General features: G+C 37.8%; 7 protein-coding genes. 3 read left to right on the forward strand and 4 right to left on the reverse strand.

Going from position 1 to position 13800, the window contains the following annotated elements:
- Window positions 1-553: 553 nt before the first annotated feature.
- From QT16_RS00045 to QT16_RS00060, 4 genes are all read right to left on the reverse strand, one after another.
- The gene (locus QT16_RS00045; protein ID WP_039484232.1) at window positions 554-3439 is read right to left on the reverse strand and encodes a TonB-dependent receptor plug domain-containing protein; all 2886 of its coding nucleotides are present in this window, start codon (window positions 3437-3439) and stop codon (window positions 554-556) included.
- 534 nt (window positions 3440-3973) lie between these two features.
- Window positions 3974-4894 (reverse strand): class I SAM-dependent methyltransferase, encoded by a 921-nt coding sequence (locus QT16_RS00050; RefSeq protein ID WP_039484235.1) that lies wholly within the window; start codon window positions 4892-4894, stop codon window positions 3974-3976.
- 63 nt (window positions 4895-4957) lie between these two features.
- A complete protein-coding gene (locus tag QT16_RS00055; RefSeq protein WP_039484238.1) occupies window positions 4958-7558 on the reverse strand; it encodes a TonB-dependent receptor in 2601 nt (866 codons plus the stop codon).
- A gap of 246 nt (window positions 7559-7804) precedes the next feature.
- On the reverse strand, window positions 7805-10147 hold the full coding sequence (locus QT16_RS00060; protein WP_039484243.1) for a DNA polymerase II: 2343 nt from the start codon (window positions 10145-10147) through the stop codon (window positions 7805-7807).
- A 191-nt stretch (window positions 10148-10338) separates the two neighbouring features.
- Between QT16_RS00060 and dinG the strand changes: the two genes are divergently transcribed.
- The 3 genes from dinG to QT16_RS00075 are packed head-to-tail and all read left to right on the forward strand — an operon-like array spanning window position 10339 to window position 13800.
- Window positions 10339-12414, forward strand: coding sequence for an ATP-dependent DNA helicase DinG (gene dinG / locus QT16_RS00065; RefSeq protein WP_039484246.1), 2076 nt, complete (start codon window positions 10339-10341; stop codon window positions 12412-12414).
- A complete protein-coding gene (locus QT16_RS00070; RefSeq protein WP_002958254.1) occupies window positions 12414-13190 on the forward strand; it encodes a sulfite exporter TauE/SafE family protein in 777 nt (258 codons plus the stop codon). Before dinG ends, QT16_RS00070 begins: the two co-directional genes overlap by 1 nt.
- Before the next feature lies 1 nt (window position 13191).
- Window positions 13192-13800, forward strand: a complete 609-nt coding sequence (locus QT16_RS00075) for a primosomal replication protein (protein ID WP_002958255.1) — start codon at window positions 13192-13194, stop codon at window positions 13798-13800.

Genomic DNA, 13800 nt, shown 5'->3' on the forward strand with positions numbered 1-13800 from the left:
ACGAAGAAATGAAAGAGTTGCAGTTGTTATGCGTAATGTAATGTGATGCTGATAGCTTTAAAAGTCAAAGATATTAAAGCACCACCATATTCATCAGGTGAGAATATAATAAATTTAGAATAGGCTTTTAAAGGATACGAAGACGTTGTTAACTTAGCTTTGAAGCACGTAACCACTTTATCAATACAGTAATTGCCGTATCAGATATTATCAAGGATGAGGGCTGTACTACCCAAGAATATATCCAATCACCACATTTTCAGCTTAAGTAATGAAAAATAATCTTTCGTTGGTATTCATTATGTTTTTAAACTTCTGAAGAACCGCTAAGCAAATCCAACGATTTCCAGTCTAAAGATACGTAATATCAAATAGATGTAAAAATTTCGCCTAGTTATAGCGAAATTTATTTCTCGTTAAATAGACCCCATATAAGCCGGTTGATATAAACACCTTTCAGGACGAGACACAGAAAACATAAAAAAAGCCTACTGAAATTTCAGTAGGCTTTGATATTAAACAATTTCGTTTATAAACTTATTCACTAAAGATATTAGAAACGTAAGTTTAGTCCTAAGTTGAAACGTCTGCCGTATACGTCGAAAAACTCACCATCATCGTATGTGCCAGGATTTCTAGGAGGTGTAATATCAAATAAGTTTGAAACACCTAATCTTACTTCAAGCATTTCGCTAACAGTATAACGACCGTTTATTGACCATTCTGTATAAGAAGGAACATCATTATAGTTGTTATTTTCAGCAGTCCACTCTCTGTCTAATACTGTTGAATGGCGGTATTTACCAATCATACCTACGTATAAATCATCGTAAGTATAGCCTACCGTTAGGTTACCCTGCCAACGAGGGTATCTTACTTCACCAACTGTAGGTGTTGGTTCATAGCCTTCGCTAGAAACATCTGTATTAAACTCTCTATGCTCAAGGTAACTTGCTAGTAAACGGAAGTTAAATGAACCGTAGCTCGTTTCATACTTGTATGTACCTTCTAAATCAACACCTTTAAGAGAGTAAGATGCTAAGTTATATGGCCCATTACGAACCTCAGAAATATCAAGAGTCGTAGGATCACGGTCAACTAAATCACAAGCACTATTATCTAAACTAGACGCTTCGTAACAATCATCAATAACACGCTGTGCACCTAAAGAGTTAATTGCATCTTCAACGTCAAAACTCCAATAATCTGCAATTAACGTGATATTTTCAGTTGGCGTATAAATTACACCAAATAATGTATCGTCAGACGTTTCTTCTTGAAGGTTTGCATTACCTGAATTCACACTTGGTGGAGTAACACTACGCCAATCATCAGATGGTCTCCAATCTCCAACTGTAGTACCTGGATTTGGAATACCAGCAGCTTGACAGTTAGCAATTAAGTTTGCTTTTTTGCTATCACTCGCTGTAGATATATTAGTTTGGTCACATGGATCGCCATAAGTCGCGAATGACTGAGTACCAGCAGAGTAAAGTTGAGATAATGATGGAGCACGAACCGACTTAGACTTTGTACCACGGAAACGAAGCTCATCGTTCATTGCATAGTTAAAGCCTACCTTCCAAGCTACATTATCGCCCACTGAAGAGTAATCCATGTAACGAGCGGCTAACTCAAGGCTTAATGAATCAACAAATGGTGCATCCACTAATAATGGAACTGACATTTCAACACCAATTTCATCAACTGTAAATTCACCATCCCATGCTTTTACAAAGTTACCAAACACTAGATTATTCTGCATTGCTGCACCAGGTTCATTAGAACCAGTTTCTTTACGATGCTCAGCACTTAAAGCAAAAGAAACACCACCTGCAGGCATATCAAAAGCATACCCTGAAATAACACCACCAATAACTTGCTGCTGTTTAACTTTAGAAATTGATGCTGAGGTGGTAACGTAATCTAAAGCTTCTTGAGATGCACCATTAAGGCCGAACAGGCTCAATGCCTGACAACCATCTAACGCACCAACTAAAGAACCATCTGAATCACGGTCTGCACAACGAATTGCTCCGTCAATTTCTACCGCGTCAATAGCCTTGTTAAAGTTCTCAGTAAGGAATTCACCGTTCCATGTAGTGTCGTTTTTATTGCGACCGTAACTAAAATATACTTCGTAATTGAACTCTTCTAGTAGTAACCCTTGGAAAGAAAGAGTTGTATTAAGTGTTGTACGATCATCTTCATAGGTACGATTACCAAACCCCGAAGCTAGCTTATAAATTGTAACTGAATCTCTACCAGCTTCATCAAGTTGTGCTTTAGCAGCTGGGTCTAAAAATGCATTATCTGAACGAATCGATTCAGCAAGGAAAATTGGGCTACTTTCTGCATAAGCACTTGCTTTTGAGAAAGAAACTTCAAAATTCATTGAATGATCGTCAGCGTAATTATTTACAATGTTTGTAAAAACATTGAAACGATTAAGTGGTGTTGCAAGATCTTGATGTTCAATAAATTTGTAACCATTAGAGAAGCCGTCACCAAAATATCTAAGTTGATTATTCGGCGCAGGTCTTGTTACACCACCAACTATAACTGGACTAAACTCACCATTATCACCAAATACAACATGGCCATCAGGTAAGAATGCATCACCTGCGCGATCGTAATAGCCTAGTGTTTGCAAACCGGCAAACTCACCTGTAGCTAAAATATTCTGTGGAATTCCATCTGTGTCAGAAACATTATCAGGGTTTAACATCCCAGAAACTGGGTTACGAAGAAAGTCACGGTCCTGAGCTTCAAGCTGTTCTGTTTCTGAGTAAGATAAGCTCGTAATAAAACTTATTTTATCGCTTTCACCACCAAACGTGAATGAAAAAGACTCTTCTTCACCACCACTTTGTTCTGTAATAGATTTTTTGTAGTTGAAGTCCATAGTATCTTGAGACTTTTTCAAAATAATATTAACTACACCCGCAATTGCATCTGAACCATATACTGCTGACGCGCCGCCATGAACAATATCCATACGCTCAATCATTTCAGTCGGAATGCCGTTTAAATCTACCGCTGGATTATCTACAGAAGCACCTACGTATCGACGACCGTTTACAAGTACTAAAGTACGGCCTTCTCCAAGCTGACGAAGATCTGTAGTATTTATACCCGCACCAAAAATAGTGTTAGTCGTTGTTGTAGGTGCAGAGCCTACGCCTGATGAAGGCAGCTTTTGTAACAAATCTGAGATGTTTGTGATGCCGGCATTAGATAGCTCTTCGCCAGTAATTGTAGTTACTGGAGTAGGTGAAACCTCTGAAAAACGCTTAATACGTGAGCCTGTAACTTCTATACGTTCTACTTTTTCAACGCCTTCTTCTGCCGCAATTGAATTTGCAGCGAAAACAGCCGTTGATGCTGTACCAAAAGCAATCGCTAAGCGAACTGCCTTTGAAACTTTATTATTTAACATATGATTCTCCCTAGAATACTATTTCTAATTATTTTATTTATTTCAAAATGTTCTGCAATTAATCGCAGTAACTATTTCGGTTTGAATAGTAGTCCTAACTCAACCAAAAGGTCAACACTTGGCTAACCAAATAAACATCTTTATTTACAACATGTTGCGTTAACAAAATTAGGTATTGCTGCCATTTCTGCATTAACCTTTAATTTTTAAAATCGGGATAATTAGCAGGTAGTGCTCAAAAACGAAATAAAACACCAACAGTCATAGATAGGTAAATGTTAATAACGTGCCAGATAAAGTAGTATCAATCTGCTCAATTAGGTCGTCTATTTTGAAAACTTTAACGCAGCTAGCGCGTATTTAACTGCTCAGATTGATTAAATACGATTGCGGTATGGTATGGTATAAGTTACATTCAACTTAATTTACCAAATAAAGAAGTAGATATTGGTTGATTACAATGTCACGATACCAAAGTTGGTATCGTTCAATGCATTGCCTTAAAAGATGTATAGAAGTGGGGAAAATAAACCATTACTTATTTATTGTTACTTTCCAAGAAAATAACGCCTTATCTACATAAAACCTCTCAGTTTTAATACCCTTACTTTTGATTTGAGTAGCTTGTATTTTATTTTTTATCTCTTGTTCTTCAAATGCAACTGATAGCTGATCATCTAGTCTATCAATTTGTTTATTGACTGCATTTTTTAACTCAATCAGAGCAATTACACTCTCCTTCGTTAAGCTAATCATTAGTTTAGAAATTTGTGACATTATGTCCATAAACCAGACTTGCTCCCCGTCATTATGTACCTCAAGAGACTGTATTTTTTGTATAATTTGTTTATTACGTTTATTAAAAGATAAATCTTCTCCACTAAGTTTTAAACTGATAATCGTAGCTAAGTCATCAAATATTTTCTCAGTTAAAAACCAACTTAAAATCTTTTTACCTCCTCGACAGTCATTAGTAATAACTGAATCAGGGTGATGCATCATTAAAATGATTTCCCCATTATCCTTTAGTACTCGCATTGCCTCTGGTAAAGATTCGCTCCACTTTGAATACTCAAAACCAAATTGACTAACAAGTAAATCAAATGAATTACTTGGATATGGCAGCAACTCTAGTGGAGTATTAAATTTAAATTCAACTTTATTTATTGCTTCATTTATTTCATCGGCACTACTAATAATTTTAGCTTTTTTAATATTTGCTAAATCACATCCGCTGACTTTTCCCTTAATATTATTGCGAGTTAAAATGCTTTGTATCCACAATGCTAAAGCACCTTTCCCTGTCCCTAAGTCAAGATAGCTCTTATTTTCTTTTTTATCTTTGACTACACTTTCCCAAAATATTAATACCTCTTCAGGGTATCCTAACGGACTGTTTGAATCACCAAAACTAGATAAAGCTTTCGTAAGGTCCCAGTAATGATCCCAGTGCATTTTATTTTCTCCAAAAAAAAGAGCGACTCAAGAGTCACTCTTTATAATATCTAAACTAAAAACTTAGAAAGACTGTTTAAAGTTTAAGTACATTGTACGACCGAAACCTGAGTATAGGTCGAAGTTGTAGTCACGACCGCCAGAAGCGAAAAGTGGTGGCTGTTTACCGAATGCATTTTGTGCACCGAAGCTCACTTTACCGTTCCAAGGTGTGTTGTATGCAATTTGTAAATCATGCGTTACCCATGAAGGGATATGACCTTCACACTCACCATCTGCAGTGATGTCTTCACACTGGCTATCGATAAGGTTTAGATTCCAAGTAAAGTCAAAATCAGAAACAGAGTAAACGTTAGATAGGTTTAAACGCATTTGCGGTACACCTGGATCATCAACGAAGTTACGACCGCCATCTGTGCTGTAATCTACAATGTGAGATAGGTTGAAGTTAGTTCTTAAAGTACCAGCATCACCAAATTCAAACATTGAGTTAGCTTTAAAGTCGATACCTGAAGTTTCTAAGCTACCATCGTTACCAAAACCACGTACTAACTGAGTAATCGCACCGTTTGGTGAACGAGATACAGTAAACGCATCTGGCACAGAGTCACCACGTAAACGTGCATCAATGATCGATTGAGCAGAGAAAGCACGGATTCGGTTAGTGATTTCAATGTTGTAGTAATCAAGTTCTACAGAAATTGCGTCTGTTACTTGGTAAACAACACCAAGTGAGTACTGGTCAGATTGCTCTGAACCTAACCCTGGGTTAGCAATAACTAGAGCATTGATTTGTGAAGAACAATCTGCAGCTTCACCAATTGCCAAACATGTAGCTTCATCAGAAACTGAATCAGCTGATTCAGAAGGCTGTTGAGTTAAGTCTGGTAATGAAGGAGCGCGGAAACCTTTACCCCATGACGCACGAAGTACTAAATCATCAATTGGGTTGTAGCGAGCTGATACTTTAGGTGAGAAGTCTGAACCGTAATCAGAATAATCATCGTAACGACCAGCAAAGTTAAGTTCAAACTCTTCAGAAACAGGAACTAATGCTTCAAAGAATAAGCCACGTACAGAGCGATCACCGCCGGCACTGCTACCAGAAGAACCACCTACTTGACCTGCAGCAGAAAGTGAATCATAGATGTCAGCGTAATCTTCTGAACGATATTCAAAACCTACGAATGCTTGAATTGCACCAGCATCTGTTTCCATGATGTCAAACGCAGCATTTGCGTAAAACTCTTCTTGGTTAAACTTACCTGTACGTGAAGTAGTTACCGTCATCGCGCCTCTAACGTCTTCAGAAGCACCAAACGGGTCATTTAGCATGTAAGTACCGTCATTAATGTACTGACGTGCAATGCTACGAAGAATATAACCTTCTCCAACATTGTGGCTTTCGTTAATAGTTTTACGAACACCCGCTTCTACAGAAACCTCACCAAACATACCCTTAGCGCCAAAACCAATGTCTTTAAGCTCGGTAGAAAGGTTGTTGTCACGGTTACCTAGAGCAGCAAAACGATGCCAATAATCTAAACCTTGTTGCTCTAAACCAAGTGATGCGTCATAAATTGGGCTGTTAGGGTTAGTAGGGTTGTTAGGACTATCTGCCCCAATAAACACTGTATCACTTGATGCATCATAAGCAGTTGTGTCTAAGCCAGGTGCATAACGACCAAACGATTTAGTTTGAGCAATGTTTATATCAGTAAAAATGCTCCAATCGTCATTTATTTCATATGTGGCTTTAACAAAAGCAGAACGGTTTTTAATTGACGCTTCATCAGCAGATACAGCTGAGAAGTTGAAGCCACAACGGTCGCCTATGCGGTAAAAGTTTTCGTTACCCACGCCTTCACACGTTGCTTCTGGAGAAAAGAAGTCGAAGTTACTAGCTCTTTCGCCTGTTTCAGGATCTGTAGAAAATGTAGTAAAGTTATTTGAATATACCGAACCACCTGGGCTAGACCAAGGGAAGTCACGAGCATAAACAATGTCACGACCACTCCAAGATGCACCAGCAATTACAGACGCATTATCAGAAGAAGCACCGAAAAGTACAGACCCATTTTCACGGTCGCCGCCTTCATGCTCGATACGGCCAGAACCTAAAGTAACTTCTGCACCATTAAAATCTTTACGTAAAATTACGTTAATTACACCGCCAATAGCGTCTGAACCGTAAAGTGCAGAAGCACCGTCTGTAAGGATTTCAACTCGCTCAACTGCTGCCATTGGGATTGAGTTCAAATCTTGGCTTGAACCAGTAAGAGTAGACTTTGGTAAACGACGACCATCGACTAAAACTAAAGAACGGTCAGCACCTAAACCACGTAAACTAACAGTAGTAGCACCTTGAGCAGAGCTACCAGACTGAGGACGGAACGAACCCAGACTGTTAAATGTAGTGTTACGTAATAAATCAGCTACTGAAGTTTCACCGCTTAATTCGATTGCAGCACGGTCGATAACTGTAACTGGTAAGTCTCCAGCCATGTCAACACGTTTAATGCGTGAGCCAGTTACTTCAATTCGTTCTACTTTTTCTACGCTATCTTCTTCTGCAGCAAACGTATTTGCCGAAAATGCAGCAGTAGATACTGCACCAAATGCAATCGCTAAGCGAACTGCCTTTGAAACTTGATTATTTAACATTTGATTCTCCCTAGTGTTACAACTTTATAGAAGCAACTATTATTTAATTATTTTTTATTATCACATGCTATTAACAGTGACTAAAACAAATAGTAAACAAAAAAAGCTAAAAAGCCAACCTTTGTTAATCAAATATTAACCACCAAGAGGTTTTTTAATGATATTTTTAGTGAAATCGGGGCTATCGTACGATTTATAAGCATAAAAGTGGATTATTTAATCAAAAACATCCAATTAAGAAACTAATTAGAATAATAAAAACTGATTCTTCTTCAAATCATTTACATTTTGATTAATTATCGGCTCTACCATATCCAAAAGCGGTACAATCTGTTTTTCTACATAAATTGCATAGTCATAGCTATGAAGGTCTTGATACAGCTCAACTCCAGCGATTGTGTAAACAAATGTAACAAATTCACCTCTATTGACCGTAAATTCGCTATTTTTTTTCTGGTGTTTTTTAACTGCTTGAACATGAGGGGGGATATTTTTCTTATAATCGATTAAGTTTTGACCTAGTCTCTTCTTAAAAACGAGTAAATGATCAAAATCACCTTGGTATAACTTTGTTATATAGTCTTTAACAAGGTCATTTATGCTCAAGTTTCCATCAAAAAGACTAGTAAATAGTTCGAACTGGAACTGTTGAGCAAGTTTAGTCCAATCACTTCTTACTGTTTCTAATCCTTTAAATACTAATTTTGACTCGTTTGGTTTAATTAATTTACCGACATAGCGCTTTTTAGAGCCAACTAGCTTCCCCCTTATGGTTGGCAAAAAGAAAGGGCTATAAAGAGATTCAAATTCTATTTCTAAATGACTTGTTAAGTTGTGCGTTTGTTTAATCTCGTTAACCCAATCTGTAGTTATCTTTTTAGCTAAAAACACGCCAATCTCATTACACTCGTCGTGAGTTAAATCATCGTCCAGCTTAATAAATGTAGAATCGGTATCACCATAAATAACGCTATAGCCAAGCTCTTCTATCCATTTTTTAGTTTGTAGCATTATTTCGTGCCCTCTTAATGTAATAGAGCTGGATAACCTGGGATCGTAAAACCTGCATCCTTTTGAGCCTAAAACACCATATAAGCTATTCATTATTATTTTAATTGCTTGAGAAAGCATTTGATCTTGATTGTCTTTGGCAAGCTGTCTTTGTGAGGCTAAGCTTTTAATTAATAAAGGTAAGTGATGTTTATCGCGCGAGAATAGGGCTTCATTAAAACCCTGCACACTCTGGTTCGGATTTTTTAAACCTTCTATCAGTCCGAGTGGATCAATATAGAAAGTTTGCATAATACTGGGATACAAGCTTTTAAAGTCTAAAACAATGACATTTTTATAAAGCCCAGGAATAGACTCCATTACATAACCGCCAGGACTTTCGAATGTAAGCCCATGATCGCCCATATTAGGAGCAACATAACCGCTGCGATGCAGCATTGGTAAATACATATTGATAAAAGCAGCGACAGAGCCGCCCTTTTTTTCAAGCTCTAATCCTGTGAGCTTTGTTCTTATAATAGAAAAATCGAGTAGCTTTAATTTATCAAAAATTTTATTTACCAAAATACAGTCTTGTCGATTATATTTTGCTAAAGAAAGCTTATCTTCATTAAATTGCCTAATAATTTCCTGCAGACTATTAGCCGTGTCGATTAATTTGGACTCACCCAACACTTGATTTGAAACATTAGCTAAAGAAAAACTCTCAAAGCTATATGTAGCATTTTTTAAAGTGTCTATTCCATCAACCACACATCGCCCAGGGATCGATACTCGAGTAAAGTGTCCTTTGCGAACATATAAAGGTTGATCTCCCCTACCCAGTAATAACTTAATGCCTAGTGCTTCAGCTCTTTCATGAATAACCGAAAAATCGAACTCAATTATATTCCACCCAATTATGACATCAGGATCGCTAAGCTTAATAAAATGCTCTACCCCCCTTAACAGCTCAGCCTCATCTACACACCAAATAATATCAAACTCTAGGTTTTCAGTTTCCCTATCTGGCTCGCCAATCATTAAAACACAATCTAAATTGCAGCCCACAAGTCCAACAGAAAACAAAACGCCACTTTCGTTACATTCAATGTCTAACGAGAGCTTATTAAGAGCTGGGGAATACTCATCATTTGCTTTTAATTTTGCCTCTGTTACTAATGTATAACCATTTTGATAAAAAACATTACCCGTTATCCAAGCTCCTCCTTTTATAAAGCGCTCCATTAAATAACGCTCTATTGGTCGAATGTCTTCTTCAGATAATACAACTCCACGTTGCTTTAAAGCTTTAGCGGCAGAATAAAAATGTTTTAGTGAGTTGAAATAACAAGCCGACATATCTTCTTGCTGAAAGTTTTTTAACTCAAGACTTTTAATATTAAAGATAAGTGATTCAGCTGCTAATATTTCATGCGCTATTTCAGCATCTTTACTTTTGATAAAAAACAGCGCATTTTCGTTAACTGATGTTGTTTTTATAGGCCCTTTATCACTGCAAAACCACGCTTCGTAGCATATGCCGCTTGCAGTATCATACGCATGAGAAGAAACAATAAAACCGTCTGTTAAGTACACTATTACTAAACCTTATATATATATGTAAGTTTTTACTTAATTCAAAATGCTTTAAAGCCATACATCCAACCTAAATAAACACTCAGATACTTTATTTGCTAAATTAATCTCATCACTTCTTGTAGTTACACTCTTATAACTCTAAAATCCATAGCACTGTAATTATATACATACTTTAGGTAAATCATCCCATGCTTTCTGACTCACTAAAAAAAACAATTAGGCAAGTACACCAGCATGTGGCTAGTAACCTAAAAGATTATCGCCCTCGTAGCAGTCAAAATTACCTTGTAGCCGAAATAGCAAAAACACTTGCTGGCGAATACCATAAAAAGCAGCGCATTTGCGTAATTGAAGCAGGCACTGGTACCGGTAAGTCTCTTGCCTATTGTTTAGGCGCGTTGCCTCTTGCCTTAGCACAAAAAAAGAAGCTAGTTATTTCTACCGCAACCGTTGCACTGCAAGAACAATTAATAGCAAAAGAGCTCCCATTTTTTAAAAAGCATTCAGGCCTCGACTTTAAATTTGATTTGGTAAAAGGTCGCCATCGTTATATTTGCGCTCACAAATTACATAATGCTGTAAACGGCGATAGCCAAACACAAATGGACTTTATGCCAACGCTTACTTCACCATTGAGCGCAATGGAAACCAAGTGTTTGAATGAGCTATATAACGCCTATGTGAATAAAAAATGGCAAGGCGATAGAGACAGCTGGGCCGATACTGTACCCGATAGAGTGTGGAACTTAATAGCGTGCGATAAACATTCGTGTCAGCGCCAAATGAAAGCCCATCAAACGTGTCCGTTTCAGCTTGCTCGTAATCAATTGATGCAAATGGATGTACTGGTAATTAATCACTCTTTATTACTTGCTGATTTAGACCTAGGCGGCGGTAAAATTTTACCCGAGCCCGACAACACCATTTATGTAATTGATGAAGCGCACCATTTAGCACATATAACACGCGACTTTTCATCAGCTGCAGCCACAATTAAAGGCACAATAGAATGGCTTGATAAGCTCACCAAGTTTAGCGGGAAAATGGCGAAGGTTTTAGTAGGGCAAAGAGCCATTGGCCAAAACTTTAAACTTTGCGACAGTATTAACGACGCAAATAAAGACTTAAAAGTAGTTCGCGATATTCTTGATAATGCCGACTTTGAATACTCAAAAGACGATACTTATCGCTTTGAGCACGGTGAAATTCCACAATCGCTGCACAGTAAAGCAAAAGACATAAGCGAAGCCACGCAAGATGCGCTGCGCTGTTTAAACAAAATGCACGACACCCTTACCCAAGATGTAAGCGACGGCGACATAAAACCTTACGTTGCCGACCCAATACTAGGCGAAAGCGGTCAATACATAAACCGCTTAGAGCAACTAAACAAACTATGGTTTAGTTACGCAAAAAAAGGCGAAGGTGCTCCCCATGCACGGTGGATAAAACGTCTTGAATATAAAAGCCATCACGATCACTTATTAAGCGACTGCCCTATCGAGGTCGGTTATTACTTAAAAGATAAATTGTGGCGAGAATGCGCGGGCGCTGTTTTGTGCTCTGCTACATTAAGTGCACTGGGCTCGTTTGATCACTTTGCTTACGAAACAGGGCTTGCTAAAGAAGAAGGCGTTAAATTTATTAAAGTACCTTCTCCTTTTGATTACCCAAAACAAGCCACTTTACGTATTCCGGTATCTAAAGTAGAACCTACCGATAAAGACTTTAGTGATCACCTAGCTAAAACTTTACCAGAGTACCTAAATGATAAAAAAGCGAACCTTGTACTATTCGCTTCTTACTGGCAAATGGACCACGTAACAAAGTTTCTTAGAACAAAAGGTTTTAACTTATTAGTACAAGGTGAGATGTCGCGAGAAGCATTGCTTAAATTACACACTAAAAATGTAGACGAAGGCAAAGGCAGTATTTTATTTGGAACACAAAGCCTTTCGGAAGGTCTTGATTTACCTGGTAAATATCTAGAGAACTTAATAATCACTAAAATTCCGTTTGCTGTACCTACTTCGCCGATAGAAGAAGCGCAAGCAGAATTTGTACAAAGCAAAGGTGGTAACCCGTTTTTAACGATTACCGTGCCAGACGCCGCAAAGAAATTGGTACAAAGCTGTGGTAGACTGCTGCGAAAAGAGAGTGATGAAGGCTGTATTACTATTCTCGATAGACGCTTAGTTACTAAGCGATACGGTAAAGCCATGCTCGACACCCTACCACCTTTTAAAAGACAAATAGATTATTAATGTTTGAACTCGCACTCGATCCAACAACCTGGGCTGTTTTATGTGCTGTTGCACTTGCCGCAGGTTTTATAGACGCTATCGCCGGTGGCGGTGGCATGTTAACTGTACCCGCTTTATTAACTGCTGGCTTACCTCCACATTTAACATTAGGCACCAATAAATTAGCGGCTAGCTTTGGCTCGTTAACGGCAAGCTATACATACTATAAAAAGAACTTATTTAGTCCTAAGTTTTGGGCAGCCTCTATAATTGCTACCGCAATAGGTGCATTGATAGGTACTGTTATTGTTGATCATTTAAGTATCGATTTTTTAAACAAACTACTCCCGATTATTATTATTTTAGTTGCTGGCTATAGCTTATTTGGTAATTTAAGCACCACCGAAGGCGATGAACTTCCTAAACTAAACAAAGCGATGAAAATAAAACAATGGCTACAAGGTTTAGCATTAGGCTTTTTTGATGGTTTAGCAGGCCCAGGTACGGGTACATTTTGGACTGCTTCTAATGGCATGCTTTACAAAATGAACCTGCTACTCAACTGTGGTTTAGCGCGTTCAATGAACTTTGTGTCTAACTTTATATCTTTAATTACCTTTGTTGCACTCGGCCATGTAAACTTTTTACTTGGCATAACAATGGGCTTTTTTATTATGCTAGGCGCATGGTTTGGGGCGCATTCAGCAATACGTTTTGGTAGCAAATTTATTCGCCCAGTATTTAATACTATGGTTATACTTTTAGCATTAAAACTAATTTACGAGGCTTACTTTTAATATGCATTCAATGGCTTTAGATAAACTACGTCAACAAGTTGCAACGCTAAAACAACAAGCTGAGCAATTTGATAAAGCTAAACTTTTTTCTAAAAATCGTTACATGCAAGCACAACCTAGCTTGTTTGACCGCGCAGTTTTTAGTACCAAAAGCATGAACCTAGTCGATTACGTGATAGAAATAGAAGATGAAGTTTCAAGGTTACCGCCAAGCGAGCATCGCCATGCTTATACCTACGCGCTTGAACGTATTGCAGCTCAAATACAAGCTGTATTCAATGTTATTAAATCTACCCCTATTTGGGTTAAAGAAAACAAAAGCCATTATAAACCACGCCCTAAGCAAACCGTTTATAAGCAAGCTGTGCAAAAAATAATGCAATCATCCCATGAGCTTTACGACGAATTAAAACAAAACCATGAGTTTGAACGCCGTTTAGTGCTCATGATTGAAGAGCGAAAAATGCAAATGGATAAAGCCTCACCTGCTAAAGCACAAAAGCTTAACCTTGAAATATTAAGCACACACGCTCGATTAGGCCGCTGCAGAAAAGCAATTTCTGCCACCGAAGATAAAATTCAACAAGTAGAAAAACAGCAGCTGCGTTAA

Origin of the sequence: Pseudoalteromonas distincta, assembly GCF_000814675.1 — a bacterium.
GTDB classification, from domain to species: domain Bacteria; phylum Pseudomonadota; class Gammaproteobacteria; order Enterobacterales; family Alteromonadaceae; genus Pseudoalteromonas; species Pseudoalteromonas distincta.

What these genes read in the sequence shown, in the direction of transcription:
- QT16_RS00045 (WP_039484232.1), bottom strand. Translation starts at nt 3,439, where the DNA reads ATGTTAAATAATAAAGTTTCAAAGGCAGTTCGCTTAGCGATTGCTTTT.
- QT16_RS00050 (WP_039484235.1), bottom strand. Translation starts at nt 4,894, where the DNA reads ATGCACTGGGATCATTACTGGGACCTTACGAAAGCTTTATCTAGTTTT.
- QT16_RS00055 (WP_039484238.1), bottom strand. Translation starts at nt 7,558, where the DNA reads ATGTTAAATAATCAAGTTTCAAAGGCAGTTCGCTTAGCGATTGCATTT.
- dinG (WP_039484246.1), top strand. Translation starts at nt 10,339, where the DNA reads ATGCTTTCTGACTCACTAAAAAAAACAATTAGGCAAGTACACCAGCAT.
- QT16_RS00070 (WP_002958254.1), top strand. Translation starts at nt 12,414, where the DNA reads ATGTTTGAACTCGCACTCGATCCAACAACCTGGGCTGTTTTATGTGCT.
- QT16_RS00075 (WP_002958255.1), top strand. Translation starts at nt 13,192, where the DNA reads ATGCATTCAATGGCTTTAGATAAACTACGTCAACAAGTTGCAACGCTA.